We start from the raw sequence: 26,009 nt of genomic DNA, 5'->3' as shown, positions 1-26,009 counted from the left end.
GTATATTCGCAAGACACGGTTTCGTCCATGTTCGCCGGGATGACGAGGCTGGCACAGTCGAGCTTCAGGCGCGACTGTAGGCGTCGATTGCCGCGAGATGCTCCGACTTGGCGGCGTCGTCCAAAAACGACCCCGTGATGCTGTTGCGTGCCAGCGTGACGAGGTCGGCCTTTGACAGGTCCAGCGCGTCGGCGACGGCCTGGTAATTGGCGTTGACATAGCCGCCAAAATAGCTGGGATCGTCGCTGTTCACGGTGGCATGGAGCCCCGCTTCGAGCATGGTCTTGAGCGGATGCGCGGCGAGGTCGTCCACGACGCAGAGCTTGAGGTTCGACAGCGGGCAGACGGTGAGTGTCATGCCCGCGGCGGCGAGGCGGGCGACAAGGGCAAGATCCTCGAGGCTGCGGTTGCCATGGTCGATGCGGTCGACTTTGAGCAGATCGAGCGCTTCGTAGACATAGGCGGGCGGGCCTTCCTCGCCGGCGTGCGCAACGATTTTCAGGCCGAGGGCGCGGGCGCGGGCGAACACGCGTTCGAATTTGGCGGGGGGGTGGCCGACTTCGGAGCTGTCGAGGCCAACCCCGGCGATGCGGTCGAGATACGGCAGCGCTGCGTCGAGCGTTGCTTCGGCCGCAGTTTCGCTGAGGTGGCGGAGGAAGCAGAGGATGAGTTTTGAGGTGATGCCATAGCGAGCTTGCGCATCATCGAAAGCGCGGGAGATGCCGGTTATGACGGTCTCGAACGCCACCCCGCGCGCCGTATGCCCCTGCGGATCGAAGAAGATTTCGACGTGGCGCACCGCGTCGGCCTGGGCGCGGGAGAGGTAGGCGGCGGTGAGATCGTAAAAGTCCTGCTCGGTGTGGAGGACGCCCATCCCCTGATAATAGATGTCGAGGAAATCCTGAAGATTCGAGAAGGCGTAGGCCGCACGCACCTCTTCGACATTGGCGAACGGGATCGCGACGCCGTTGCGCTGTGCCAGCTCGAACATCAGTTCGGGCTCGAGCGAGCCTTCGATATGCAGGTGCAGCTCGGCCTTGGGCAGCGCGGTGATGAAGGCGGCGCGGTCCTCGGGCGAGGCGAATCCGTCATGCATCGCTTTTGCCCTCCTCGCGCAGAATGATCGCCGCCTCGGGCTTGTGGCGGCGGATTTCGTCAATCGTCAGCCCGTCGATCTCGTGCGGGAAGATCAGCCACTGGTCGGTTTCGTGGACGAAAAAATCGGGGCGCAGGTCGGTGACGTTGCGGCCGGGCTTGAACCACACGGTGGCGATGCGGATGTCGCGCGGCATGTTGTGGCGGCAGCGCGCCTTGAGTTCGGCGATAAAGGCGCGGATACTGCGCCCGCTGTCGAACACATCGTCGATGATCAGCAGCCGGTCCTCGGGGTCGAGCGTGTCGATCAGATAGCCGAGCGCGAACACCTTCACCTCGGGATCCTGACGATCGATGCCGTGGTAGGAGGAGGTGCGGATCGCGATATGGTCGCAATGCTGGCCGTGATAATCGAGCAATTCCTGCACCGCGATCCCGACCGGCGCCCCGCCGCGCCAGATGCCGACGAGGTGCGTCGGTTTGAAACCGCTGTCGATTACTTGCATCCCGAGCCGCAGCGAATCGGCAAGGAGGTCGTTGGCGCTGATGAAGATTTTGTCGGCGGTCATGCGTGCCGAGGTAATCGGGTGCGGAGGCGACCGCAAGGCGGGCAAAAAGCTGGCGGCTGACAATTGCGCGGCAGATTCCTGCTTTCGCCGTGGCAATGTTCGGATCATAAGCAAAGCCATGTTGACCGGCTTGATCCTCTCGCTCGCCCTCGCGGCCCAGACCGCTCCCGCCCCGCCGCCGGCCACTGCGGCGCCATCGCCGCCGCGGCCGACCTTTGCGCCGCCACCGCCGCCACCGCCCTTGCCGGTGCCGGTCGATGCCGTCGATACGCGGCCCTATGTCGCGCTGGTCACCGACGTCGGAACGATCGTCGTGCGGCTCGAAAACAAACGCGCCCCGGTCACCGCGGGCAATTTTCTGCGCTATGTCGATGCGAAGCGGATGGACGGGTTCAAATTTTATCGTTCGACCAAAAGCTGGGGGCCGGCGAACCAACTGATCCAGGCGGGCAATCGCGGCGACGCGCGCAAGAATTTTCTGCCAATCGCGCACGAGCCGACAAAGGTCAGCGGGCTGACCAATTGCAAGGGCGCGCTGTCGATGGCGCGGCTGAACCCCGGCGATGCGACGACAGATTTTTTTCTGCTGTTGTCGGACATCAAGGGGTTCGACAGCGACGCGGTGGGGGGTGACGGCGCGGGCTTTGCGGTGTTCGGCGAAATCATCACCGGCGCCGATGTCGCCGAGCGGATCTTCAACGCCCCGATTTCGCCGACCGCGGGCGACGGGGTGATGAAGGGCCAGATGCTCGAACCGCAGGTCACGATCAAGACCGCGCGCCGCGTCTCCGCGCCCGCGGATGCGCCGAAAGGGTGTGTGGTGAAGGCGCCGTAAAACTGCGCCGAACCACCCATCATTTATTTTGCGTTCATCGGCGCTGTGGCTATACCGCGCGCATGACTCACCGCACCCCTTCGCGCGCCGCCGTGCGCCTGCTCGCCGCTGCTCTTGTTATTACCCCGATGCTGGCGGCCTGCGCCGGTGGCGGGGTCAAGAAGGACACGCGCTATGTCGCGCGCGACGTCAACACGCTGTACCGCGCGGCGCAGGATCGGCTCGACCGCCAGCAATATGGCATCGCGGCGGCGCTGTTCGACGAGGTCGAGCGCCAGCATCCTTATTCGCCCTGGGCGCGCCGCGCGCAGCTGATGAGCTCGTTCAGTTACTATATGGACCGCGAATATACCCCGGCGATCGAAGCGGCGCAGCGGTTTCTGGCGATTCATCCGGGCAACAAGGACGCGCCCTATGCCTATTATCTGATCGGGCTCAGCTATTATGAGCAGATCAGCGACGTCACCCGCGACCAGAAGATCACCCAGCAGGCGTCGAACGCGCTCGGCGAGGTGATTCGCCGCTATCCCGACAGCCGCTATGCGTCGGACGCACGGCTCAAGATCGATCTGGTGCAGGACCATCTGGCGGGCAAGGAAATGGAAATCGGCCGTTTCTATCAGCGCAGTTCGAACTGGCTGGCGGCGTCGATCCGGTTCCGCGAAGTCGTCGACAAATATCAGACCACCAGCCACGCGCCCGAGGCACTATATCGCCTCACCGAATGTTATCTTTCGCTCGGAATTCCCGCCGAGGCGAAGAAGTCGGCAGCGGTACTGGGTGCCAATTATCCAGGCAACGAATGGTATGAGCGCGCGTACAAGCTGATGCAGAAGAACGCGCCGAGCGTCTGATCGCGCCGGGAATAGATTCTGCCTTTGTTCTGCGGTAAGGACGGCTCGTGCTAACCGCTTTGTCCATCGCCAATATCGTCCTCATCGAACGGCTCGACCTCGATTTCGCGGCCGGACTGGGCGTGCTCACGGGCGAGACCGGGGCGGGCAAGTCGATCCTGCTCGACGCGCTGGGCCTCGCGCTCGGCGCCCGCGCCGACAGCGCGCTGGTGCGGCAGGGGAGCGGGCAGGCGCAGGTGACCGCGAGTTTTGTCGCGCCCGCGGCGGGCACGCCGCTCGCTGCGCTGCTCGCCGCGAACGAGATTGCGCCGGAGCCGGGCGAGCTGCTGCTGGTGCGCCGCACGCTCAAAGCCGATGGCGGCAGCCGCGCCTTCCTGAACGATCAGCCCTGTTCGGCGGCGCTGTTGCGCGAGGTCGGAAGCCATCTGGTCGAGATTCACGGGCAGCACGACGATCGCGGGCTGCTCGCCCCTGCTGGACACCGCGCGTTGCTCGACGCCTTTGCGCGCGCCGACACCGGTGCGGTGTCGGCGGCGCATGCGGCGTGGCGCGCCGCCGAGGCTAAGCTGGCAGCGGCGCGGAGCGCGCTCGACGAAGCGACGCGCGACCGCGAGTGGCTGGAGCATTGCGTCGCCGAATTGCAGGTGCTCTGCCCCCAGCCGGGCGAGGACGCCGAACTCGCCGCAGCGCGCGCGGCGATGCAGAAGGGCGAAAAAATCGCTGGCGATCTGGGCGCGATCCTGGAATCGTTCGGGAGCAGCGACAGCGGCCCGGCGCTGCTGCGCGGCGCGGCGCGGCGGCTCGACCGGTTGGCGGGGGATCACCCGCTGCTCGCCGAAGCGCTCGCCGGGCTCGACCGTGCGATCATCGAGGCCGACGAAGCCGAAACGCGGCTGCGCGAAGCGGCGCGCGCGATGGAATATGACCCCGAGCGGCTCGATGCGACGGAAACGCGCCTGTTCGAACTGCGCGCGATGGCGCGCAAACATAATGTTCAACCCGACGAGCTGACCGAACTCACCAGCACGCTCGCGGCACGGCTCGATGCGATCGAGGGGGGCAGCGCGGGGCTCGCGAAGCTGGAGTCCGCGGTTGCCGAAACCGCCGCCGCCTACACCCATGCCGCGGGCGCGCTGTCCGATCTGCGCACCAAGGCCGCGGCGCGGCTCGACGCTGCAGTCGCGGGCGAGCTGGTGCCGCTGAAGCTCGACGCGGCGCGCTTCCGGACGCTGGTGGAGCGCTTGCCCGCCGAGCGCTGGGGGCCGGAGGGGATCGACCGCGTCGAATATCTGATCTCGACCAACCCCGGCGCGCCGTTCGCGCCGCTGGCCAAGATCGCATCGGGTGGCGAACTCTCGCGCTTCATCCTGGCGCTCAAGGTGGCACTCGCCGAAGAGGGCGGGGCGGACACGATCATCTTCGACGAAATCGACCGCGGCGTCGGCGGCGCGGTGGCTTCGGCAATCGGCGAGCGGCTGGCAAGACTGGCAGGCGCGGGTAAGCAATTGCTGGCGGTGACGCACAGCCCGCAGGTCGCGGCGAAGGGCGCGGCGCATTTTGTGATCGCCAAGTCGAGCGAGGGCCTGGTGACCCGCACCAGCGTCCACGCGCTCGACGAAGCGGGCCGCCGCGAGGAAATCGCCCGGATGCTGTCGGGCGCCGAGGTGACCGCCGAAGCGCGGGCGCAAGCGGAGAGGCTTTTGGAGACGATATGACCGACGGGGCAGACGTTTATCGCGATCAGGGCTATCTCGCACTGCCGGGCTTCGTCCCGACCGACGTTACGCACGCGTTCCTCGCGACGCTGAAGTCCGACCTGATTCGCGGCGGGGTATCGTTCGACGCGCTAAAGCGCGGGTCGGCGCTGCTCAAGTCCGAGGCGGTCGAGGTTTATGGCCAGCAATATCCGCCGATGGCCACGTTCCTGTGGGGAATGACCCCGGCGATCAGCGCGCTGGTCGGGCACGAGCTGCGCCCGACCTATTGCTATTTCCGCATGTACCGCGCCGGCGACATCTGCCGCATTCATTCGGATCGTTACGCTTGCGAACACAGTTTGTCCTTGCTGCTCGCGGCAAGCGACGACAAGGCTTGGCCGCTCGAGGTGGGTTCGCAGCATATCGAGACACCGCGTGAGCGCGCTGATGCCGATTTTGGCGACGAATCCTATGGGTCGGTGGCGATGCTGCCCGGCGATGCGGTGCTTTATCAGGGGATCCACCGCCTGCACGGGCGGATGATGCCGAACCCCAACCGCTGGTCGGCGCATCTGTTCCTGCATTGGGTCGATCCTGCCGGTCCCTATGCCGCGCAGGCGTTCGAGGGGATGCAGATCCCGGCGACCGAAGCGCTGGCGATGGACGGGCGCTGAGCCGATGACCGCGCATCCGCTCGACCGGCCGGTGTGGAGCATGCTCACCGGACGGCAGGCGCATCTGGGCGAAGGGGATCAGCGCGCGCTGCGGCTCGACCGCGGCTATGGCGTGTTCGGCGTCGCCGCCGACACCGGCGCCGAAGCGCAGGCGGCCCTCGCGGCGCTGATTCCGCCGGGCGAGGAATTATGGATTGTCGAGGGCGAGCGCTGGCCGGTGCCCGTCGGTGCGCGCGAGGTGAAGCGCGCGGTGCTGACGCAGATGGTCGCCGAGGGCGCCCCGCCGCCCGAGCGCGACGGCGAGCCCGCGATCATTGCGCTCGGCGCGGCGGATGCGGCGGAGATGGCGGCGCTGGCTGACCACGCCAGGCCCGGTCCGTGGGGGCTGACGACGCATCGCTACGGGCCGTTTTTCGGGATTCGCGACGACGCCGGGCGACTGCTCGCGATGGCGGGACAGCGGATGCTGATGCCCGGCATGGCCGAGGTCAGCGGGGTGTCGACGTGGCAGGATTGCCGCGGGCGCGGCTATGCGCGGGCGCTGATCGGCCATGTCATGCGCGCGATGGTGGCGCGCGGCGAGGTGCCGTTCCTGCACAGCTATGCCGACAATGCGGGCGCGATCGCGCTGTATGAATCGCTGGGGTTCCGTATCCGGCGCGAGGTGCACGTGCTGGTGATTGCGGCGTGATGACTCGCCGCGACCATCTCGCCGGGCTGGCGGTTATGGCGGCAGCGGTGCTGCCCGTATCGAAACTGCGCGCACTGGAGAACATGATGGAAGACGCCGACCCGCAATATGGCCTGATCGGCCAGATGATCGCGCAGCCCGGTCAGCGGGGGGCGCTTGCCGCGATCCTGTCCGAAGTCACCGGCGCAATGCCCGGCAATATCGCTTATCTGATCGGCGAGGACAGCGCGAACCTCGATGCGATCTGGATCGTCGAGCTGTGGGACGGCAAGGAATCGCACGCCGCGTCGCTCGGTCTGCCCGCGGTGCAGGCAGCGATCAAAAAGGCGCGCCCGCTGATCGCAGGATTTGGCACTCGCGCCGAATTCAAGCCGGTGGCAAAGGCCAGCGCATGACCGAGATTGAATCGCTGTCCGAAGCCGACGTCGCGAATGAATTGATGCGGCTGGCGAAGGCGATCGCGCATCACAACCGGCTGTATCATGCCGATGACAGTCCGGAGATCAGCGACGCCGATTATGACGCGCTCGTCCGCCGCAACACGGCGCTGGAAGAAGCCTTCCCGCACCTCGTCCGCGCCGACAGCCCGAACAAACTGGTGGGGGCCGCCGTCGAAGCGTCGCCGCTCGCCAAGGTCACGCATGCCCAGCGGATGATGAGCCTCGACAACGCGTTCGCCGATGACGATGTCGCCGAGTTCGTCGCCCGGGTGCGGCGGTTTTTGAACCTGTCCGAGGATGCTTCGGTCGCCCTGACCGCCGAGGACAAGATCGACGGGCTGTCCTGCTCGCTGCGCTTTGAACAGGGCGTGCTGGTGCAGGCGGCGACGCGCGGCGACGGGAGCGTTGGTGAGGACGTGACGCCGAATGTCCGCACCATTGCGGATATTCCGGAACGGCTATCCGGGAACGCACCCGACATCTTCGAAATTCGCGGCGAAATCTACATGGCCAAGGCAGATTTTGCTGCGCTTAATGCTGCGCAGCAAAAAGCCGATGCGAAGGTCTTTGCCAACCCGCGCAACGCCGCCGCCGGGTCACTGCGGCAGAAGGATGCAAGCATCACTGCGGCGCGGCCGCTGCGCTTTCTGGCACATGGCTGGGGCGAGGTCAGCGACGTGCCTGCGGCGAGCCAATATGACATGATGCGGTTGATCGAAAGCTGGGGCGTACCGGTGTCGCCGCTGCTCGGCCGCTTCGACAGCGTAGGCGACGTGCTGGAGCACTACCGCGACATCGAGGCGCGGCGCGCCGAGCTGCCCTATGACATCGATGGCGTTGTTTACAAGGTCGACCGGCTCGACTGGCAGGCGCGGCTGGGCTTTGTGGCGAAGGCGCCGCGCTGGGCGATCGCGCATAAATTTCCCGCCGAACGCGCACAGACAACATTGGAAGCGATCGACATCCAGGTCGGGCGGACGGGGAAGCTGACCCCGGTCGGGCGGTTGACGCCGGTGACGGTCGGCGGGGTCGTGGTGTCGAACGTGACATTGCACAACCGCGACGAGATCGGGCGGCTGGGCGTGCGCCCCGGCGACCGGGTGGTTGTCCAGCGCGCGGGCGACGTGATCCCGCAGGTGGTCGAGAACCTGACCCGCGATGAGGACCGCGATCCCTATGCCTTTCCCGACCATTGTCCGGTGTGCGGCAGCGAAGCCGTCGCCGAGGAGGGCGAGGTCGATGTGCGCTGCACCGGCGGGCTGATCTGCGCGGCGCAGAAGTTCGAGCGGCTCCGCCACTTTGTCAGCCGCGGCGCGCTCGACATCGAGGGGCTGGGTGAAAAGAGCATCGCCGAATTTCTCGAGCTCGGTTGGCTCGACAAAGGCCCGGCGGATATTTTTCGGCTGCATCGGCATCGCGATGAATTGCTGGCGCGCGAGGGGTGGAAGGAAAAGTCGGTCGACAATCTTTTCGCGGCGATCGAGGCGAAGCGACAGCCCGATGCGGCGCGGCTGCTGTTCGGGCTGGGCATCCGCCATATCGGGGCGGTGACCGCGCGCGACTTGCTGAAAGGCGTGGGCGACATTGCGCTGCTCCCGGCCAAGGCGGCCGAGATCAACGCTTATGTCGAGGCGCACCCGCGCGCCGAGGGCGAGTCTGACGGCAAATATGCGGCGCGCAGGATGGAGGCGATCAAGGCGATCCTTGACGTCCGCGCCGATGGCATCGGTCCGGCAGTGGCAGAAGCGCTGGGCGATTTTTTCCACGAACCGCACAATCGCGCGCTGTGGGATGACTTGTTCGCTGAGGTATCGCCGCCACCCTTTGTCGTCGAGACGCGCGACAGCGAAGTGTCGGGGATGACGGTGGTGTTCACCGGCAAGCTGGAGACGATGAGCCGCGACGAAGCGAAGGCGCAGGCGGAAGCTTTGGGCGCCAAGGCGGCGGGATCGGTGAGCGCGAAGACCGATCTGGTCGTCGCGGGGCCGGGGGCGGGGTCGAAACTGAAGCAGGCGGCGGCGCTGGGGATCCGGGTGATTGACGAGGCTGAGTGGGCGGCGATTGTGGTGGCGGCGGGGTAGGATGATCCTCCCCATGGCTACGCCACAGGGAGGATTGCCAGGACGGTGTGCGTCGTCCCAGACGGTTCGCTGTGATGACCTAAGTACCCTCGTCATCCCTGACTTGATCCGGGGACCATGACGACGGAGTTGCGATGGAAGCCGGATCGGGTCCGGCATGACGAATGAGGGGTTGGGGGACCATATGGCGAAACGCGATTATCTGAATCACCTGATGCGCGATCTGGAATCGCATACCGATGTGCGGCGGTTCGGCAGCGGATGGTTGTCGGGCTTTTTCGCCCTGCTGTTTGCGATCGTCGGGTTCGGGATGGTAATCGCGCTGCGCTTTCCGGGCTGGTTTGCAACGCCCGAGCTCGCGATCATCAAGAATTGGGGCGGGTTTCGCGGGCTGGTGCATCTCGTGCTGCTCGCAAGCTATGGCCTCGCATTGCTTAGCCTGCTGCTGCGTCCGCGCAAGGTGCTGGGCGCGACCGCGCTGATCATTGCGCTCGCCGCGACGCTGATCGGCGGCGCCAATGTCCAGCCAGCTGAGACGCGAAGTTGGGGAATTTTCTTCGGGCTCGACTTTTTCGTCGTCAATCTGCTGATCACCGGGTTCATGTTCGCGCCGCTTGAACGGTTGTTCCCACATCGCCGCGCGCAACGCCTGTTCCGCACCGAATGGCGCGAGGATTTATTTTATTATCTGGTCAGCACGATGTTCGTGCAGGTGCTTGGTTTCCTCGCGCTCGCGCCTTCGACGATCATCAACGACAATACGTCGAGCTGGCAGGCGTTTCGCGCCGGCGTTGCATCGCTGCCGTGGCTCGTCCAGTTCGCGATCGTGCTCGTCGCGTCGGACCTTGCGCAATATTGGTATCACCGGCTGTTCCACAAAGTGCCGTTCCTGTGGGGGTTTCACGCGATCCACCACAGCGCCCAATCGATGGACTGGCTGGCGGGGTCGCGGATGCATTTTGTCGAGATCATCCTGCTCCGCTCGATCACCTCGCTGCCGCTGTTCACCCTGGGATTCAGCCCGTCGGTGATGCAGGCCTATATCGGTTTTGTGTATGTCTGGTCGTCGCTGCTCCACGCCAACGTCGGGGGCAATTTCAACCGGCTGGGTCACTGGATTGCGACGCCGCGTTTTCACCATTGGCACCATGGGCTGGAACGCGAAGCGTTCGACATCAATTTTGCGATCCACTTTCCGTGGCTCGACAAGATTTTCGGGACATTTCACCTGCCGAAGGATCGCTGGCCGGAGAATTACGGCATTCCCGAGGATGTGCCGAAAAATTACTGGGGGCAGTTTCTCTATCCATGGACGCGTAAAGGGAAGAGCGAGGAGACGCCTGCGGAATGATATTTCGCCATTGCGAGCGAAGCGAAGCAATCCAGGGCGATTTGCGCGGACTCTGGATTGCCGCGTCGCTTCGCTCCCCGCAATGACGGGGTTTGGTATCCCCACTTGCCAGCGTCCCCGCGTCGCCATAAAGGCCGCCGCGTGAGCCTGCTCGCCGCCTTTCGCCGTCCCGGCATCCTGCTGCTGTTGCCGCTGCTCCTCGCGCTTGGCGCGCGGGTGCTGGTCGCGCCCGGGTGGATGATCGAGAGCGATGCCGGCGGATCGATCACCGTGCGCATCTGTTCGGACCCGACCGATCCCGGCAAGACGGTCACCATCGCGCTGGAAAAGACGGGCGGCCACGACGCGGGCGAGACGCAGCAGCATTGCCCGTGGGGCGCGCTCGCCAATGCGCCGATCGTGCCGGGTGAACCGCTGTTGCTGGCGGCGCCGATGGTTGCGGCGCCGACCCCGGTGGCAGTGCGGTCGCTGGGCTTTGCGCCCGGCATCGCCTCCCCGCTGCCGCCGAGTACCGGACCCCCTGCTTTCGCCTGAACCAGACGGACCCGCCGCCCGCGCAAGTGCGCGGGGCGGCGCTTTGCTGATTTCACGCGAAAGATCGATCTATGAAAACCCACGCCTATCGGGCGGCGCCACTATTGGCGCTCGTCCTTTCGTTTGTCCCTGCCGCGGCGCAGGCCGCCGAGGCCGAAGCCGATCCGACGATTATCGTCACCGCCCCCGAACTGACCAACGAGGCCGAAGCGCAAGTCGCCGAGACCGCCGGTGGCGCCGATGTCGTCAGCCATCAGGACTATGCCGATAAGTCGATTGTCTCCCTGCGCGACACGCTGGCTTTCTCGCCGGGCGTCTATCTCCAGCCGCGCTATGGGCAGGAGGTCCGCATTTCGATCCGCGGATCGGGGCTGTCGCGCGGCTTTCATATGCGCGGGCTGACGCTGCTGCAGGACGGGGTTCCGATCAACCTGGCCGACGACAACGGCGACTTCCAGGAGCTCGAACCGATCTTTTTCGATCATCTCGAAGTCTATCGCGGCGCCAATGCGCTGCGCTTCGGGTCGGGGACATTAGGCGGCGCGGTCAATGGCGTGACGCCGACCGGGCGCACGGCGGAAGGCTTTTACCTGCGCGGCGACGTCGGCAGTTTCGGCAGCTATCGCGGGCTCGTGTCGGCGGGTGTCGCGAGCGAGCGTGTCGATGCGTGGGCGGCGGTCAGCGCCGATACCTCGAACGGTGACCGCGACCATGTCAACCGTCGCAGCTTTCGCTTCCACGGCAATGTCGGACTGAAGCTGAGCGACGTCGTTTCGACGCGCTTCTATGCGAGCTACAACGACATCAAGCAGGAAATCCCCGGCGCGCTGACTTTCAACCAGGCGTTGACCACCCCGCGCATTGCCAGCGCGGCGGCGGTGGCGGGCGATCAGGCGCGCGACATCGTGTCGCTGCGGCTGCAGAACCGCACGAGCTTTGATTGGGGGGCGTTCAAGCTCGACGTCGGTGGGTTCGTCAATGCGAAGTCGCTTTATCACCCGATCTTTCAGGTGATCGATCAGGACTCGCTCGATCTCGGCGGATTCTTCCGCGCCGATTATGCCGCGGGGCCGATCGAGGTCACGCTGGGCGGCGAGCTGCGCCGCGGCAGCACCGACGCGCGCCAATATGTTAATATCGCCGGCCGGCGCGGCGCGCTGGTGTTCGATGCCGACCAGACCGCACGCACCGCCAATATCTACGGCGAGGTGCGGGTACGGCCGGTGGACCCGCTGACGCTGATCATCGGCGGGGTGTATGCCGATGGTTTCCGCAAGCGGCGGGTGAACGTCTCGACATCGCGCGACGGGCGGATCGATTTCGACGCCTTTTCGCCCAAGATCGGCCTGTTGTTCGAACCGAGCGATCATATGCAATTCTTCGCCAACTACAGCCGCTCGGTCGAATTTCCCGGCTTTGGCGAGGTCTTCCAGAATATCGGCACCCCGCCGGTCAGTCAGGTGGTCTCGACGATCCGCCCGCAGCGCGCGTGGACGGCCGAGGTCGGCACACGCGGCAAGACCGGGATCGTCAGCTGGGATCTCGCGCTCTACCGCTCGACGCTGAAGGGCGAATTGCTGCAATTTACTGCCAATGTCAGCATCCCGGCGGCGACCTTCAACGCCGACCGCACGCTGCACCAGGGGGTCGAGGCCGCGCTGGAAATCGCCCCGACCGAGTGGTTGCGACTACGGCAGGTCTATACGTACAGCGACTTCCATTTCCGGGGTGACAGCCAGTTCGGGAACAACCGCCTGCCGGTGGTGCCGAAACATGTTTACCGGGCCGAGGCGCGGATCGGCAGCGACGCGCTGCATATCGCGCCAAATGTCGAGTGGGTGCCCGACGGTCCTTACGCCGACTACCGCAATCTGGTGCAAACGCCGGGCTATGCTTTGCTCGGTGTGACCGGCGGGGCACGAATTGCGGAAGGGATCGACGCCTTTGTCGATGTCCGTAACATCACGGGCAAAAAGGCGATCGGCGACATCAGCGCGGTGATCACCGCCACGGCGCCATCGGTGGCCACGCCCGCGGCATCGGCGATCTATTATCCCGTCGAGCGCCGCGCGGTGTCCGCGGGCATTCGCGCGCGCTTTTAAGCGAAAGGACAGGGGATGACCGACACCAACCGGATTCCGCTCTATCGCACGATCTGGCGCTGGCATTTTTATGCCGCGCTGGTCGTCATCCCCTTCATCCTCATGCTATCGGTGACGGGGGCCGCCTATCTGTTCAAGCCGCAGCTCGACCGGTGGCAGGAACGCGGCTGGCGCGGCCTGCCGACTGCCGAGCGGGTCGATGCCGATGCGCAGGTGAAGGCGGCGCTGGCGGCCTTTCCCGGCGCGAATTTTCATTATTACCGGGTACCGCAGGCGCCGAGTGATGCGGCAATTGTTCACGTCGGCCTGCCTGCGGGCGGAATGCGCGATGTCGCGGTGTCGCCGCGGGGTGAGGTGATCGGCAGCGCCAATCCCGATGACCGCATTTCGGCGTGGCTGGCCAAAATCCACGGCAGCTTGCTGATCGGCAAACCGGGCGGGATCATCGTCGAGCTTGCGGCGAGCTGGGCGATCGTGATGATCCTAACCGGATTGTATCTGTGGTGGCCGCGCGGGTGCGGGCTGGCGGGGGTGGTGTGGCCGCGACTGGGGCTCGGCGGGCGGATGGTGCTACGCGACCTCCACGCCGTGACCGGATTTTGGGCGTCGGGGCTGGCGCTGGTGCTGCTGCTCACTGCCTTGCCGTGGACCGATGTCTGGGCACAAGGCTTTCGCGCCGTGCGCGCCGAGATGGGCTGGGTCCAGGGCGCCCAGGACTGGAAAAGCGGCGCTGCCGATCATCATGCGGCGCATGATCACAATGCGATGGCGAAGGCGATCCCGGCGCCGGTTGCGATCGGGGATGAACCGCGCGTCGCGCTCGACCGCATTGTCCTGCGCGCACAGACCGAAAATCTTCCCGCGCCGGTGATCATCCAGCCGCCGGGGGCGCCCAACCTGTTCGGACCGCCCAACGGCAACACATGGACGCTGACGACGCAGACGCAGAACCGGCCGCGGGTTCGCAATGTGAGTTACGATGTGGTTACCGGAATCGAGGTATCGCGCAGCGGCTTTTCCGACAAACATGTCATCGACCGCATCGTTGGCGTCGGCATCGCGTGGCACGAAGGCGCGCTGTTCGGAATCGTCAGCCAGCTGATTGGAGTGTTCACCGCACTGATGCTGATCACCCTCGCGGTATCGGGATTCCTGATGTGGCGGCGGCGCAAGCCCGACGACGGGCTCGGTGCGCCGCCGTCGCCGCGCGATCGGGCGAAGCTGAAGGGGGTCTCGGCAATTGTGCTGCTGCTCGCGGCGCTTCTGCCGTTGCTTGCGGCGTCGCTGATCTTGCTATGGATCGTCGATCGGCTCATCATCCCCCGCCTGCCACGCGCGGCGCGCTGGCTGGGACTAGTGCACACGTAAAAGGTTTCGGTTGAAACTAAATCATGCTAGATGCTTGCTCATGAAAGACGGCTTCACCCATGTTCACGCCACGCCACCGCCGGGGACCGCGGCCGACTGGACGATTGCGCAAAATTGGGCGGCGTTTACCGCCGACGAACATGCGATGTGGGACAAGCTGTTTGCGCGCCAGTCGGACATGCTGCCGGGCCGCGCCGCCGAGGCGTTTCTGCGCGGGATCGATGTGCTCAAGCTCGAAAAGCCGGGGATCCCTGATTATCGCGAGCTCAATGCGCGATTGATGGCAGCGACCGGGTGGCAGGTGGTCGCGGTGCCGGGGCTGGTACCCGATGATGTGTTTTTCGACCATTTGGCGAACCGGCGCTTCCCCGCAGGTAATTTCATCCGGACGCCCGAGCAGCTCGATTATCTGCAGGAACCCGACGTGTTTCACGACGTGTTCGGCCATGTCCCGATGCTCGCCGACCCGGTGTTCGCCAACTATATGGTCGCTTATGGCGAGGGCGGGCTGCGCAGTCTGAAGTTCGACGCGCTGAAGCAGCTGGCGCGGCTTTACTGGTACACGGTCGAATTCGGGCTGATCCGCGAGGCGAGCGGCCTGCGGATTTATGGCGCCGGGATTGTGTCCTCTTATGCCGAGAGTGTGTTCGCGCTCGATTCCGACAGCCCGAACCGCATCGGTTTCGACCTCGCGCGGGTGATGCGGACCGACTACCGGATCGACGATTTTCAGCAGAATTATTTCGTCATCGACAGTCTGGACCAGTTGCTGGGCACCACGATCAACACCGATTTCGCGCCGCTTTACGCGGCGAACGACGCGCTGCCGCCGATTGCGATCGCGGATATCTTGCCGGGTGATGAGGTGATTACGCGCGGTACGCAGGACTATGCGACGGCGAAAGTCTAGACCCGTTGTCGTCCTTGCGAGGAGCATGGCGACGAGGCAATCTCCAGCGATCGTCGTCAGATAGCGATAGCTGGTGATTGCTTCGCTTTGCTCGCCATTGCGGTGGGTTCACCAGCTCCCGAAACTCGCATCCGACGGGCTCGCCCGGTGGAAGGCGCGCTCCTTGCGGCGCCAGCCGTAGCGGCGGCGCTTGACCAACAGCAGGCATGGCCATTCGGCGCTGCCGCCGCGCGCGGCGAGGCGGAAACCCTGCGCGCGGTACGCCGCGAGCACCGCGTCCATCTGGCGCGCGATCAATCCGGCGAGAATGGCATGGCCGCCGGGCGCGATCGCGACGGCGATATCGGGGGCGAGGGTGATCAGCGGCCCGGCAAGGATATTGGCGATGACGAGGTCATAGGGCGCGCGGTGGCGGATCGCCGAATGGTCGGTCCCCGGCGCGACCGCGAGCGTCAGCGCGCCGCTGCCGCGGCCGAGCGGGACGCGGTTGATCGCGGCATTGTCGCGGGTGACGAAAATGCTCGCGGGGTCGATGTCCGATGCGATTGTCCGCGCGGCGGGCCATAGGGCCATCGCGGCGAAGGCGAGCAGCCCGGTGCCGGTACCGATGTCGGCGATGTTGCGGGGGGCCGTGCCCTTGCGCTTCAGCCGGTCGAGCATCGCAAGGCAGCCCGCCGTGGTGTCGTGACCGCCGGTGCCGAACGCCTGACTGGCATCGATGAGAAAGGCGGTGCTGCCGCGGGGGATGCGGTCGACATAACTGCTCGTGTGGACGAAGAAGCGGCCGGCCTGCACGGGTTCGAGTCCTTGCTGGCTCAGCGTCAGCCAATCTTCTTCGGGCAGCTCGTCGACCGCCGGTTTCCGACCCCTGGCGCTCGGGACGAGTGCCTGCAATAGTTTCAGCAGCGCTGCGCTCGGCCGTTCTTCGACATAGGCATCGAGCTGCCATGCGCCGGCATCCTCGTCGATCTCGCGCGTGACCACGACCGGGGCTTCGGGCGATGCGTCGAGTGCGGGAACGTCACCCGACAACGCCTCGGCCTCGGCGCGGGTGCAAGGGAGCGAGACGATCCAGCTCATCGCTTAGCGCACATAGCTGGCGCCATTCACATCGAGCACGGCCCCGGTCATCGACGCGGGGGCATCGAGCGCGCACCAGCGCGCCATTTCGGCGACTTCGCCCGGCATGGCGACACGGCCCAAGGGAATGTCAGCGAGCAATGTGTCGCCGCCGCGGCTCGCGAGATACTCGTCGGCCATGCCGGTCATCGTGAAGCCGGGGCAGATCGCGAAGGCGAGAATGCCATCCTTTGCATAGCCGCGCGCAATTGTCTTCGTCATCGCGACCATGCCCGCCTTCGACGCGGCATAGTGCCAGTGTGCGGGGCTGTCGCCGCGATGCGCGGCGCGACTGGCGATGTTGACGATGCGGCCTGCCGCCTGGCGCGCTTGCCAGTGCAGGACGGCGCGGCGGCAGAGGTCGGCGCTGGCGGTCAGATTGATCTGGAGCGTGCGGTTCCAGTTCGCGAGCCAGTCGGCGTCGGCGTTGTCGAGGGGGTTCGCCTCGAATACTCCGGCATTGTTCACCAGCACGTCGACGCGGCCGTCTAGGCGGTCGAGGCTCGTCTGCCACAGCCGCTCGGGGGTCGCTGGATTGGCGAGGTCGCCGTCGGCGCTGGACAGCGCGACCATTTTGATGGTGTCGGCGGTCAACGCCGTGGCGACCGCGGCGCCGATGCCGCGGCTGGCGCCGGTGATCAGGATGTGGGTGTGCATGGGGTGCGTCTCTAACGGTGAGCGCGCGTCAGTGCAAAAGACTGGTCAAAAAAACTCCAATCGCCCTGTGCTTGTCAAAGGGCTGTTATTTCGTTCGGTGCCGCAAAGGAAGGCCGGTGCTTTGACAGGCTCAGCACGAACGAATTCAAAGACGGGCCAAATCAAGCAACCCTGCGGCTGAATTCGCTCGCGGCCTGTTCCAGTTGCTGCAAGCGGCCACCCATCTTGCCGAATTCCTGGCTGAGCACGCTGATTTCGCTCGCTACCATGCCAGAATCGTTGCGGATGCTGGCGATCGTCGAGGACATCGAGTCGGCAGCGAGCGCGGTTTCGTCGACGGCGGCGGTGATCGAGGTGACCGTCTGTGCCTGCGCGTCCATCGCATCGCGGATGCGCTGCGCCGACTGCTGGACTTCGACGATCGTCGCCTTGATCGACTGGTTGGCGGTCACCGACCCGCGCGTGGCCTGCTGGATCGCGGTGATCTTGCCCGCGATATCGTCGGTGGCGCGCGCGGTTTCGTTTGCCAGGCTTTTCACCTCTTGCGCGACGACGGCAAAGCCGCGGCCCGATTCGCCGGCGCGCGCGGCCTCGATCGTGGCGTTGAGCGCGAGCAGGTTGGTCTGGCCGGCGATCTCGCGGATCAGGCCCAGGATCGATTCGATCGATTCGGCGTGGTGCGACAGCGTTTCGGACATCGCGACCGCTTCGCCAGCCTGTTCGGAGGCGCGGGTGGCGATGCTGGCCGACGCTTCGACCTCGCTGCGCGCATCCTCGATCGCGCGGATCAGGCCCGCGGCGGTCGAGGCGGCTTCGCGCATCGCCATCGCCGATTGTTCGGACGCAGCGGCGACTTCGCTGGTCTTGGCGATCATCCCCTTCGCTGCCTGGTCGGCCGAGGCCGCCTGCCTGGCGAGCTGCTCGCGCACCCCGTCGGTGTCCTGCACGAGCGAGGCGATCGAGCGGTCGAAATCACCTGCAAGCGTCTGGCGCTCGCTGGAAATCACCGCGCGGTCGAGCTTTTCGGCGTAGCGCTGCATGATGTCGAATTCGAGTAGCGCCAGCCGGTTGACCGCGCTGGTCAGCCGCGCCAGTCGCGCCGCATCGTCGATGCACGCCGCAACGACATAGTCGATCGTCAGTCGCTGGCTTTCGGCGATGCACGACATGACGGAAGCGAGCGGCAATTTGACGCGCCGCGCCATGTGCGCGTTCTGGCAGGCGATGGTCGCAACTTCCTGTCCGGCGGCGTCGGCATATTTGACGTCGGTATGCCGAGCGCTGCCGCGGATGTATGAAGCGAGCAGTTCGCCTTCGACCGCGCGCTCGACGCTGGGCAGCGCATTGAACGCGTCCCAATAGGCACGCGCAACGGCTTCTTCGCGGCCGGCGATGATCGCGTGGATTTCGGCGGCGTTGGCGGCGAGCAGGCCGTCGAGGTCGTAATAGGGGAAGCGTTCGGCCATCGAAATCGGGTCGATTTGCTGCTTATGAATCGGATTTTCCTTCACCATGATCCTGCTTCCCTGATCGATCCAACGCGGAGCGAGTCTGACGCTCGACATCGTCCGCCATACATATGACCGGGGTATGCGGCCCTTTGGTAAATTGCGCGTTAACCAGAGCAGGGTTTCTTAGGCCTAGTACGCGTCGCCCGAAGGCACCGGATAACCCTCGAACGCCTTGATCGTGCGCAGCGCAAAGGCGCTGTGCATCGCGGCAACGCCAGGCAGGCGCGACAGGCAGTGGCGATGCAACCGGTCGAAATCGGCAACGTTGCGCGCCGCAACGCGCAGCCGGTAATCGGAAGCGCCCGAGAGCAGCTGGCATTCGAGGATCTCGTCGAAGCTTTTAACCGCGCTTTCGAATGCGGTCAGCGCCTCTTCGCTCTGCGACGTCAGGCTGATGTCGACAAATACGTCGAGGCCGAGCCCGATGCGCTCGGGAGCCAGCCGCGCGGCATAACCGGTGATGATCCCCGCCGCCTCGAGCGCGCGGATGCGGCGATGGCACGCCGACGCCGACAGGCCAACCGCTTCGCCCAGCTCGGCGGCGGGTCGCGGACCATGCCGTTGAAGCATGTCGAGGAGCTTATGGTCGATTCGATCAATCATTGTGCGTCCTTGGGCAGTATTACGCTATTATTGTGCGTATTTATCGCGAATCCAGCAGCGATATGCAAGCACCTCGCGCCGCGTTTCTGCTATCAGGCGCAGCATGAACGACGCGGCGCCGGACAGCGCGACCGGCGGCGAACCCATGGAGAGCGACAATGATCATCGGCACCCCCAAGGAAATCAAGAACCACGAATATCGCGTCGGGCTGACCCCTGAAAGCGCGCGCGAACTGACCGTCCACGGTCACCGGGTGCTGGTGCAGACGGGTGCGGGCGAAGGCATTGGCGCGCACGACCGTTTCTATGTCGAGGCGGGCGCCGAGATCGTCCAGACGGCGGAAGAGATTTTCGCGACTTGCGACATGGTGGTCAAGGTCAAGGAGCCGCAACCCGGCGAGCGCGCGATGCTGCGCGAGGGCCAGATCCTCTACACCTATCTGCATCTTGCCCCCGATCCCGACCAGACGCGCGACCTGATGAAATCGGGCGCCGTCTGCATCGCCTATGAAACCGTCACCAGCCCGCACGGAGGCTTGCCGCTCTTGAAGCCGATGAGCCAGGTCGCGGGCCGTATGTCGATCCAGGCGGGCGCGACCGCGCTCGAAAAGGCGCATGGCGGCCGCGGCGTGCTGCTCGGCGGCGTCCCCGGCGTTGCGCCGGGCAAGGTGTGCGTGATCGGCGGCGGCGTCGTCGGTTTCAACGCGGCACAGATGGCGGCGGGGCTTGGCGCCGACGTCACCATCCTCGACCGCGATCCCGAAGTGCTTGAACGCGTCGGTACCTTCTTCGAATCGCGCGCCAAGACGCGATTCTCGAACCGCGCCAACCTCGCTGAATGCGTGGCCGAGGCTGATCTTGTCATCGGCGCGGTGCTGATCCCCGGCGCCGAGGCGCCCAAGCTCGTCACCCGCGACATGCTCGGCACGATGCAGGCCGGATCGGTGCTCGTCGACGTCGCGATCGATCAGGGCGGCTGTTTTGAAACCAGCCACGCAACGACCCACGCCGACCCGACCTATGTCGTCGATGGAATCGTTCATTATGCGGTCGCCAACATGCCCGGCGCGGTCGCGCGCACGAGCACTTATGCGCTCAACAACGTCACCCTGCCGCACGCGCTGCGTATCGCCGATCTGGGGTGGAAAGAAGCGCTCCGCCGCGATGTGCATCTTTCGCAGGGCTTGAACGTATGGAATGGTAAGGTAACATTCGAAGCCGTGGCACAAGCCATTGGAACCGATTATGTGCCTGTCGAACAGGCGCTCGCCTGACAACAAGGACATAGACGAGACGATGACCGACCAAGTGCCACCTCCCCCGCCGCAAAACGACGATCAGGAAGAAAACGAAGTGCTGCGCGCCGCACGCGAGCGGCAACAGCAGCGCGAGGCTGCTGAGGCGACCGAAAAGGCTGATCAGGAAGCCGCAAAGGGCAAGCGCGCCGGTTGGAAAACCGCCGCCGCGGCGGGCTTGGGCATCGGTTCGGCGGCGGTGATTGCGGCGTTGCTTTACGCGAACCGCGACAAGATCAAGTAGCACGTCGAAAGGGCCGCATTGGAGTAGGAAGGGGCCTTTCCCATTTCGTCATCCCGGCGAAGACCGGGGTCTCAACCTCTCGGATTTACGCACCGGCGAGATCCCGGCTTTCGCCGGGATGACGTGGTTGTGGGTGGCCGCATCTGGTCGAGGCTGCAGAGTACTCAGGATCTGGTCCACCCATCTTGATAGAGGCGCGTCGACATTTGACGTTAACTCAACGCCCGCGTCCAGCATTCTCCTATTGGGCATTAGTTTTCAGGCTGTATCTTATTGCGTCGGCAGTCACCCGTATGTTGGCGTCCATGAGATCGGGAACGGATACCGCAGGACGTTCGAGCCGCGCTACCGACAGCGATATATTTTGTGCCTCAGCGCAGCGATTGGTGTCTGCCCGAGACATTTGGTCGCCATTTGCAGACCGAACTGTTCGCCTGAGCTCATATTAGAGGAGATTCCCCCCTCTCGTAGCGTAGCGACGGCAAACGTCACCGATCTTTGAAGCGCGGCAGAAGGGCCGAGGCTCATCTATGGGTGGAATGGCGACGCGGACGTTAGAAGCTAGGGCTGCGATCATGCCAACATTGGTCGCGGAGCGTCCGCTTTCCAACCGGACTGAGGCGGAATGGGAAAAAACGCTGTCCTACATTTATTTGTCGCGGTAGCGGAGGGGCATGACCTGCAACGATGATCCCGCGGGGACGAACGCCGCCGCGAAAACGCGAATCGCGAGTGAAGTTGCGCAGTTTTCCGCCATTGCCCTTCCGCGAGACCGTTCGTGCTGAGTGTCGAAACCCATAGCGTAATCCCGTGGCCTGACGAACTCGATTGGGAGGTGCGCGCCGCGGAAGCGGTCGCTGCCGCGCTCGCGCTGACACCCTTTGCATCGCTCGCTCTGGCCGCGCCGCTGGTCGAGGTTGCGGTGCGGCTGACCAACGACGCCGAGGTGCAGACGCTCAACCGCGATTTTCGGGGCAAGGATAAGCCGACCAACGTCCTCTCTTTTCCCCAAGTGCAGGACGATTTGCTAGACGGGCTCACCAACAGCGACGACGGCGAAATCCTGCTCGGCGACATTGTGCTGGCGCGCGAAACTTGCGCGCGCGAAGCCGAAGAAAAGGCGATTTCAATTGCCGACCATGCGACGCACTTGATCGTCCATGGCACGCTGCATCTGGTCGGCTACGATCATGTGGACGACGCGAGCGCCGGGGCAATGGAGGCATTGGAAGTGAAAGCGCTTGCATCGCTGGGCATCGCCAATCCATATGCGGATCAGGATTAACGGAGGAAACGCGAGATATATGCCCGACGACCAGGGATCTTCGACCCGATCGGAAGAGGACAGTAGATCCGGCCTGTGGGCCGGGCTTCGGACATTGCTGTTCGGCGGCGACAAGGAACCGTCGCTCCGCGAGCAGATCGAAGACGTTATCGACGAGGCTGAGGAAGAGGGTCACGATCGGCGCGGCAGCAACATCGTTGGCGATATGTCGCCGATCGAGCGCAAGATGCTGCGCAACCTGCTCCATTTCGGCGAACAGACGGTCGACGATGTCGCCGTGCCGCGCGCCGACATCATCGCCATCCCCGAAAGCGCCAGCTTTACCGAAATCCTCGCGCAATTTGCAGAGGCGGGACATAGCCGCCTGCCGGTTTACCGCGAAAATCTCGACGAAGTGGTCGGGATGATCCACGTCAAGGATGTGTTTGCGGTGCTTGCTGAGGGGCGCCCGCCACCGCCGATGATCGACTTGCTGCGCCAGCCGCTATATGTACCCCAGTCGATGGGGGTGCTCGACCTGCTTGCCGAAATGCGCGCCAAGCGCACCCATCTGGCGATCGTCATCGACGAATATTCGGGTACCGAAGGGCTGCTGACGATCGAGGATCTGGTCGAGGAAATCGTTGGCGAGATCGAGGATGAGCATGACGACGAGCCGACCGCGCTGTTTGTTCCCGGCGACGACGGCTGTTGGAACGCCGATGCGCGGGCCGAGCTCGACGATATCGGCGAGGCAATCGACCCGCGGCTCGCCGAGATCGACGAAGATGTCGACACGCTCGGCGGCCTTGCCGCAGTGCTCGCAGGGCATGTCCCCGAGGTTGGAGAAATTCTGCTTCACCCCAGCGGATGGCGTATCGAAATAACCGAGGCCGACGAGCGCCGCGTCCATCGCCTGCGCCTGCATCCGCCGGTCGTCGTCAATCTGGAAGCGCCGTCCGAAACCGGCGACTAATCGTCGACGTTGACGACATTGTATTTCAGCGCTTCCTTGCGCGACAGGCAGCGGCGCGTCGAACGGTCGCTGCCTGTCGCGACGGCTTTCTGCCGGTACATGATGTCGGACAGCAAATCGCGTGAGACGTCGAGGCGGATGAGCAGGTCATTATCCTCGGTCGCCATGAGCGCGGCTTCGCGCTCGACATCGCTGATCAGTTCAGTCGTGGATTCGGTGCCGAGCGCGACGCTCGACTGAATCGCGTCCTTGTCGCCGGTCATCGTGAACATATGGACCATGAAATGGCCACCCGGATCGATTGTGCGGGCGCGGCCGCCCATGAATACAAAATTGCAGGCGCTGAAACATGTCCATCCCGCCGGGATGCGGGTGATCATCTGGCGCTGTTTGCTGAATTTGCGGATCAGCAGGCCCGCGGCATTGCCGGCGCGCGCATCACCGCCCGGCGAACGAATCCAGATCTCGCTGATCGACGGATTGTCGGTCAGCACTTTTTCGAGCCGCGCCGGCAGCTCGCTGTCGACGCGGCCTTCGGCGAGGAGCACCGTTTCGCCGCTGCGCTTGAACGGCGTCAGCACCATCGTTTTGTAATCGGACCAATTGGGTTTGTCGGGGCATGTCGGATTGTCCGGATCCATGCCCGGCGGTGTCGCGGCGGTGCATGCCAGAATCGCCGCGAGTGTGGTGACCGATTTGATCCAGCTGCGCATGCCACCCCTCCCAATTCGATCTTGATCCTAATCCACCGTCCGGATCAAAACAATATCGCTGGAAGGGGACGCGGCGGTATGATCGGCGTCACTGACCAAGCTTGTGGGGGCGACTATTCGAGCCTAACCTTTGAAGTACAGGGGTTGGGGGATATGGGATGCGGACGAAGTTGCGACATAAGACGATGCTCGTCGTCATCGGCGTCGCGTTGCTGTCCAGCAGCGCCGTTGCCGCCGCATGGCAGAGCCCACCGGGCGAGGGCGACAAAGCCTATGTCCCGCCGGCGGTCGCAGAACCGCCGTTGCCCGCGCTACCGGTACGACCGACGCTCGATACCGACAGCTATCCGGGCTGCCGCGAAGATTACCGCAAGATAGATGCCCCGTTTGATCAGGCCAAGGCAATCAACCGCTGCACCGTCGCGATCGACACCTATTATCGCCAAAAAATGCTGCCCTATCGCCAGGCGATGATTACCTATCAGGACGCCTTGTCGTCGCTCTATTCGACCCAGGTCGGCGCCAACAAACGCTATTCGGCGGACACCCAGTATCGCTTCTTCCAGACCGTGATGGCTGAACATGCGGCCTCCAATCCAGAAGGAGCAAACCTTGCCGCCTATCGCGGGATGGAGGCGCAATATCAGACCGATCGCGCTTATCTGGCCGACCGCTTCTGCTTCAACACCGGCTGCAACGGCTATCCGGCTCGCGCGGCGGTTGCCGCGGTCGCGGCGCCCGAAAACGCTGACAAGCCCGCGAAGAAAAAGGGCGACGAGGCGAAACGCGCCGACGGCGCCAACCCCGAAGCCAAATGCAAGCGCGCCCGCAAACGCGGCGGGGCGCTCGGCGGGTTGATCGGCGGCGTCGCGGGGAGTGCCGCGGGGCTGAAAGGCATCGGTACCGCGGTCTCGGGGCTGTTCGGCGCGGTGCTCGTCGCCGAGATTGCCTGCCAGCTGGACGAAAAGGAGCAGAAGGTCGCCGCCGAGGCGACCGTTGCAGTGACCAAAAAAGAAGAGGTCGGCGCCACCGCCAAATGGACCAGCCCGACGCGCGCAGGGGTCGCAGGGTCGTCGACGATCACCGCGCTCAACACCGAACCCAATGGCAGCAGATGCCTGTCGATCACCGATATCGCGATCGTCGAGGGCGAGGAAACGCGCGTCGCAAAGCGCATGTGCCGACAAAAGCCCGGCGAACCGTACAGCATCATGGCCTGACGGCGGCGTTGCGTTTGCCCGGCGAGAGGGTTAGCGCAGGCGCGATGGACGTCTCCGACCTGCGCATCGCCCTGTTCAGCGGCAATTACAACATGACCGTCGATGGCGCGAACAAGGCGCTGAACCGCCTTGTCGGATATCTGCTCGCGCATGGCGCCGCGGTGCGCGTTTATTCACCGACCATCGCAAATCCTGATTTCGAGCCGACCGGCGATCTGGTCAGCGTGCCGTCCTTTGCGATCCCCGGGCGCAGCGAATATCGCATCCCGGTGACCTTTTCTTCGCGGGTACGGCAGGACATTGCCGCCTTCGCGCCGAACGTCCTCCACATCTCCAGCCCCGATCGGGTTTCGCGGCAGGCGGCGGCGTGGGCGCGGCGGCGGCGGTTGCCGGTCGCGTGTTCGGTTCACACCCGCTTTGAGACCTATTTTCGCTATTACAACCTGTCGTTTCTCGAACCGGTGATCGTCGCGTGGCTGCGCAAGCTCTACCGCAAGTGCGATGCGCTGATCGCGCCGTCGGAAAGCTTTGCCCAGGTGCTGCGCGACCAGCGAATGAATTACGACATCGGCATTTGGACCCGCGGCGTCGAGCGGGGGGTATTCAATCCTGGGCGCCGCGACATGGACTGGCGCCGTGCGCTCGACGTCGCCGACGATGTCCCGATCATCGCGTTCCTCGGTCGACTCGTAATGGAAAAGGGGCTCGACGTGTTTGCCGACGCCATCGACGTGCTGGCGCGGCGCGGGGTGCCGCACAAGGTAGTCGTCATTGGTGAGGGACCGGCGGGCGAATGGTTTGAATCGCGCCTGCCGAACGCCAGTTTCATCGGGTTTCAAGGCGGCGAAGATCTTGCGCATGCGCTGGCGTCGTGCGACATTTTCTTCAATCCGTCGGTCACCGAGACCTTTGGCAATGTAACGCTTGAGGCGATGGCGTGCGGCCTGCCCGTCGTCGCGGCGCGGGCGACCGGCAGCGCTAGCATCGTTAAGCACAGCCGCACCGGCTATCTCGTGTCGCCCGGTTCGATCACCGGTTTTGCCGACCATTTGCAGCGCTATTGCCGCGACATCCCGCTCCGGACCGAACATGGCGCGGCGGCGGTGCTCGAAAGCGGCGCCTATCAATGGGATGCGATCAATCAGGCGGTCGCCGATACCTATCTGCGCCTGATCCGCCAAAAACAGCGGCGCGGGGGTTAGGGCA

General features: G+C 64.6%; 25 protein-coding genes. 18 read left to right on the top strand and 7 right to left on the bottom strand.

Annotation, left to right across the window (positions count from 1 at the left end):
- Positions 1–64: 64 nt before the first annotated feature.
- Together IPF76_RS11195 and IPF76_RS11190 are read right to left on the bottom strand one after the other, a co-directional pair.
- Complete coding sequence (locus IPF76_RS11195) at positions 65–1,096, bottom strand: adenosine deaminase (RefSeq protein WP_293843701.1); 1,032 nt, start codon at positions 1,094–1,096, stop codon at positions 65–67.
- Entirely contained in the window at positions 1,089–1,664 is a 576-nt protein-coding gene (locus IPF76_RS11190) for a phosphoribosyltransferase family protein (RefSeq protein WP_293843698.1), read from the bottom strand. The genes IPF76_RS11195 and IPF76_RS11190 overlap by 8 nt, the downstream gene beginning before the upstream one ends.
- Before the next feature lie 118 nt (positions 1,665–1,782).
- Between IPF76_RS11190 and IPF76_RS11185 the strand changes: the two genes are divergently transcribed.
- The 12 genes from IPF76_RS11185 to phhA all read left to right on the top strand — a co-directional run bounded on the left by IPF76_RS11185 (position 1,783) and on the right by phhA (position 15,201).
- On the top strand, positions 1,783–2,499 hold the full coding sequence (locus IPF76_RS11185) for a peptidylprolyl isomerase (RefSeq protein WP_293843695.1): 717 nt from the start codon (positions 1,783–1,785) through the stop codon (positions 2,497–2,499).
- A 62-nt stretch (positions 2,500–2,561) separates the two neighbouring features.
- A complete protein-coding gene (locus IPF76_RS11180) occupies positions 2,562–3,353 on the top strand; it encodes an outer membrane protein assembly factor BamD (protein ID WP_293843692.1) in 792 nt (263 codons plus the stop codon).
- Between the two features lie 47 nt (positions 3,354–3,400).
- The gene (recN, locus tag IPF76_RS11175; RefSeq protein WP_293843689.1) at positions 3,401–5,068 is read left to right on the top strand and encodes a DNA repair protein RecN; all 1,668 of its coding nucleotides are present in this window, start codon (positions 3,401–3,403) and stop codon (positions 5,066–5,068) included.
- The gene (locus IPF76_RS11170) at positions 5,065–5,724 is read left to right on the top strand and encodes a hypothetical protein (protein WP_293843686.1); all 660 of its coding nucleotides are present in this window, start codon (positions 5,065–5,067) and stop codon (positions 5,722–5,724) included. Before recN ends, IPF76_RS11170 begins: the two co-directional genes overlap by 4 nt.
- A 4-nt stretch (positions 5,725–5,728) precedes the next feature.
- Positions 5,729–6,415, top strand: a complete 687-nt coding sequence (locus IPF76_RS11165) for a GNAT family N-acetyltransferase (RefSeq protein ID WP_293843683.1) — start codon at positions 5,729–5,731, stop codon at positions 6,413–6,415.
- The gene (locus tag IPF76_RS11160) at positions 6,415–6,810 is read left to right on the top strand and encodes an antibiotic biosynthesis monooxygenase (RefSeq protein WP_293843843.1); all 396 of its coding nucleotides are present in this window, start codon (positions 6,415–6,417) and stop codon (positions 6,808–6,810) included. Before IPF76_RS11165 ends, IPF76_RS11160 begins: the two co-directional genes overlap by 1 nt.
- On the top strand, positions 6,807–8,936 hold the full coding sequence (ligA, locus tag IPF76_RS11155; RefSeq protein WP_293843680.1) for an NAD-dependent DNA ligase LigA: 2,130 nt from the start codon (positions 6,807–6,809) through the stop codon (positions 8,934–8,936). Before IPF76_RS11160 ends, ligA begins: the two co-directional genes overlap by 4 nt.
- Positions 8,937–9,120: 184 nt before the next feature.
- Positions 9,121–10,287 (top strand): sterol desaturase family protein, encoded by a 1,167-nt coding sequence (locus IPF76_RS11150; protein WP_293843677.1) that lies wholly within the window; start codon positions 9,121–9,123, stop codon positions 10,285–10,287.
- A gap of 141 nt (positions 10,288–10,428) precedes the next feature.
- Complete coding sequence (locus tag IPF76_RS11145) at positions 10,429–10,821, top strand: hypothetical protein (protein ID WP_293843674.1); 393 nt, start codon at positions 10,429–10,431, stop codon at positions 10,819–10,821.
- 71 nt (positions 10,822–10,892) lie between these two features.
- Positions 10,893–12,923 carry a TonB-dependent receptor gene (locus tag IPF76_RS11140; RefSeq protein ID WP_293843671.1) on the top strand — a complete coding sequence of 677 codons (2,031 nt, stop codon included), beginning with the start codon at positions 10,893–10,895 and terminating at the stop codon, positions 12,921–12,923.
- Positions 12,924–12,938: 15 nt separating this feature from the next.
- Positions 12,939–14,291, top strand: coding sequence for a PepSY domain-containing protein (locus tag IPF76_RS11135; RefSeq protein ID WP_293843668.1), 1,353 nt, complete (start codon positions 12,939–12,941; stop codon positions 14,289–14,291).
- Positions 14,292–14,331: 40 nt separating this feature from the next.
- Positions 14,332–15,201, top strand: a complete 870-nt coding sequence (gene phhA, locus IPF76_RS11130) for a phenylalanine 4-monooxygenase (RefSeq protein WP_293843665.1) — start codon at positions 14,332–14,334, stop codon at positions 15,199–15,201.
- A gap of 108 nt (positions 15,202–15,309) precedes the next feature.
- On the opposite strand, the gene IPF76_RS11125 is transcribed toward phhA, so the two are convergent.
- From IPF76_RS11125 to IPF76_RS11110, 4 genes are all read right to left on the bottom strand, one after another.
- Entirely contained in the window at positions 15,310–16,281 is a 972-nt protein-coding gene (locus tag IPF76_RS11125; protein WP_293843662.1) for a 50S ribosomal protein L11 methyltransferase, read from the bottom strand.
- A gap of 3 nt (positions 16,282–16,284) precedes the next feature.
- Entirely contained in the window at positions 16,285–16,977 is a 693-nt protein-coding gene (locus tag IPF76_RS11120; protein ID WP_293843659.1) for an SDR family oxidoreductase, read from the bottom strand.
- Positions 16,978–17,138: 161 nt separating this feature from the next.
- Positions 17,139–18,491, bottom strand: a complete 1,353-nt coding sequence (locus IPF76_RS11115) for a methyl-accepting chemotaxis protein (protein WP_293843656.1) — start codon at positions 18,489–18,491, stop codon at positions 17,139–17,141.
- A 126-nt stretch (positions 18,492–18,617) separates the two neighbouring features.
- Complete coding sequence (locus IPF76_RS11110; RefSeq protein WP_293843653.1) at positions 18,618–19,091, bottom strand: Lrp/AsnC family transcriptional regulator; 474 nt, start codon at positions 19,089–19,091, stop codon at positions 18,618–18,620.
- 158 nt (positions 19,092–19,249) lie between these two features.
- On the opposite strand from IPF76_RS11110, the gene ald reads away from it, so the two are divergent.
- The 4 genes from ald to IPF76_RS11090 all read left to right on the top strand — a co-directional run bounded on the left by ald (position 19,250) and on the right by IPF76_RS11090 (position 22,870).
- Positions 19,250–20,365 (top strand): alanine dehydrogenase, encoded by a 1,116-nt coding sequence (gene ald / locus IPF76_RS11105; RefSeq protein ID WP_293843650.1) that lies wholly within the window; start codon positions 19,250–19,252, stop codon positions 20,363–20,365.
- Positions 20,366–20,387: 22 nt separating this feature from the next.
- Positions 20,388–20,630 (top strand): hypothetical protein, encoded by a 243-nt coding sequence (locus IPF76_RS11100; RefSeq protein ID WP_293843647.1) that lies wholly within the window; start codon positions 20,388–20,390, stop codon positions 20,628–20,630.
- A 778-nt stretch (positions 20,631–21,408) separates the two neighbouring features.
- A complete protein-coding gene (ybeY, locus tag IPF76_RS11095; protein ID WP_293843644.1) occupies positions 21,409–21,915 on the top strand; it encodes an rRNA maturation RNase YbeY in 507 nt (168 codons plus the stop codon).
- Positions 21,916–21,934: 19 nt separating this feature from the next.
- On the top strand, positions 21,935–22,870 hold the full coding sequence (locus IPF76_RS11090; RefSeq protein ID WP_293843641.1) for a hemolysin family protein: 936 nt from the start codon (positions 21,935–21,937) through the stop codon (positions 22,868–22,870).
- Here IPF76_RS11090 and IPF76_RS11085 read toward each other — a convergent pair.
- Entirely contained in the window at positions 22,867–23,583 is a 717-nt protein-coding gene (locus IPF76_RS11085; RefSeq protein ID WP_293843638.1) for a hypothetical protein, read from the bottom strand. The genes IPF76_RS11090 and IPF76_RS11085 overlap by 4 nt on opposite strands.
- Positions 23,584–23,741: 158 nt before the next feature.
- Between IPF76_RS11085 and IPF76_RS11080 the strand changes: the two genes are divergently transcribed.
- The gene (locus IPF76_RS11080) at positions 23,742–24,803 is read left to right on the top strand and encodes a hypothetical protein (RefSeq protein WP_293843635.1); all 1,062 of its coding nucleotides are present in this window, start codon (positions 23,742–23,744) and stop codon (positions 24,801–24,803) included.
- Positions 24,804–24,847: 44 nt separating this feature from the next.
- Positions 24,848–26,005, top strand: a complete 1,158-nt coding sequence (locus tag IPF76_RS11075) for a glycosyltransferase family 1 protein (RefSeq protein WP_293843632.1) — start codon at positions 24,848–24,850, stop codon at positions 26,003–26,005.
- Positions 26,006–26,009: the final 4 nt, after the last annotated feature.

This window comes from Sphingopyxis sp. (assembly GCF_016704835.1).
Classification (GTDB): Bacteria; Pseudomonadota; Alphaproteobacteria; order Sphingomonadales; family Sphingomonadaceae; genus Sphingopyxis.
Note: the sequence above shows the minus strand (reverse complement) of the source record. Positions and strands in the feature narration are given on the sequence as shown.

What these genes read in the sequence shown, in the direction of transcription:
- IPF76_RS11195 (WP_293843701.1), bottom strand. Translation starts at nt 1,096, where the DNA reads ATGCATGACGGATTCGCCTCGCCCGAGGACCGCGCCGCCTTCATCACC.
- IPF76_RS11190 (WP_293843698.1), bottom strand. Translation starts at nt 1,664, where the DNA reads ATGACCGCCGACAAAATCTTCATCAGCGCCAACGACCTCCTTGCCGAT.
- IPF76_RS11185 (WP_293843695.1), top strand. Translation starts at nt 1,783, where the DNA reads ATGTTGACCGGCTTGATCCTCTCGCTCGCCCTCGCGGCCCAGACCGCT.
- IPF76_RS11180 (WP_293843692.1), top strand. Translation starts at nt 2,562, where the DNA reads ATGACTCACCGCACCCCTTCGCGCGCCGCCGTGCGCCTGCTCGCCGCT.
- IPF76_RS11170 (WP_293843686.1), top strand. Translation starts at nt 5,065, where the DNA reads ATGACCGACGGGGCAGACGTTTATCGCGATCAGGGCTATCTCGCACTG.
- IPF76_RS11165 (WP_293843683.1), top strand. Translation starts at nt 5,729, where the DNA reads ATGACCGCGCATCCGCTCGACCGGCCGGTGTGGAGCATGCTCACCGGA.
- IPF76_RS11160 (WP_293843843.1), top strand. Translation starts at nt 6,415, where the DNA reads ATGACTCGCCGCGACCATCTCGCCGGGCTGGCGGTTATGGCGGCAGCG.
- ligA (WP_293843680.1), top strand. Translation starts at nt 6,807, where the DNA reads ATGACCGAGATTGAATCGCTGTCCGAAGCCGACGTCGCGAATGAATTG.
- IPF76_RS11150 (WP_293843677.1), top strand. Translation starts at nt 9,121, where the DNA reads ATGGCGAAACGCGATTATCTGAATCACCTGATGCGCGATCTGGAATCG.
- IPF76_RS11140 (WP_293843671.1), top strand. Translation starts at nt 10,893, where the DNA reads ATGAAAACCCACGCCTATCGGGCGGCGCCACTATTGGCGCTCGTCCTT.
- IPF76_RS11135 (WP_293843668.1), top strand. Translation starts at nt 12,939, where the DNA reads ATGACCGACACCAACCGGATTCCGCTCTATCGCACGATCTGGCGCTGG.
- phhA (WP_293843665.1), top strand. Translation starts at nt 14,332, where the DNA reads ATGAAAGACGGCTTCACCCATGTTCACGCCACGCCACCGCCGGGGACC.
- IPF76_RS11125 (WP_293843662.1), bottom strand. Translation starts at nt 16,281, where the DNA reads ATGAGCTGGATCGTCTCGCTCCCTTGCACCCGCGCCGAGGCCGAGGCG.
- IPF76_RS11120 (WP_293843659.1), bottom strand. Translation starts at nt 16,977, where the DNA reads ATGCACACCCACATCCTGATCACCGGCGCCAGCCGCGGCATCGGCGCC.
- IPF76_RS11115 (WP_293843656.1), bottom strand. Translation starts at nt 18,491, where the DNA reads ATGGTGAAGGAAAATCCGATTCATAAGCAGCAAATCGACCCGATTTCG.
- IPF76_RS11110 (WP_293843653.1), bottom strand. Translation starts at nt 19,091, where the DNA reads ATGATTGATCGAATCGACCATAAGCTCCTCGACATGCTTCAACGGCAT.
- ald (WP_293843650.1), top strand. Translation starts at nt 19,250, where the DNA reads ATGATCATCGGCACCCCCAAGGAAATCAAGAACCACGAATATCGCGTC.
- IPF76_RS11100 (WP_293843647.1), top strand. Translation starts at nt 20,388, where the DNA reads ATGACCGACCAAGTGCCACCTCCCCCGCCGCAAAACGACGATCAGGAA.
- IPF76_RS11090 (WP_293843641.1), top strand. Translation starts at nt 21,935, where the DNA reads ATGCCCGACGACCAGGGATCTTCGACCCGATCGGAAGAGGACAGTAGA.
- IPF76_RS11085 (WP_293843638.1), bottom strand. Translation starts at nt 23,583, where the DNA reads ATGCGCAGCTGGATCAAATCGGTCACCACACTCGCGGCGATTCTGGCA.
- IPF76_RS11080 (WP_293843635.1), top strand. Translation starts at nt 23,742, where the DNA reads ATGCGGACGAAGTTGCGACATAAGACGATGCTCGTCGTCATCGGCGTC.
- IPF76_RS11075 (WP_293843632.1), top strand. Translation starts at nt 24,848, where the DNA reads ATGGACGTCTCCGACCTGCGCATCGCCCTGTTCAGCGGCAATTACAAC.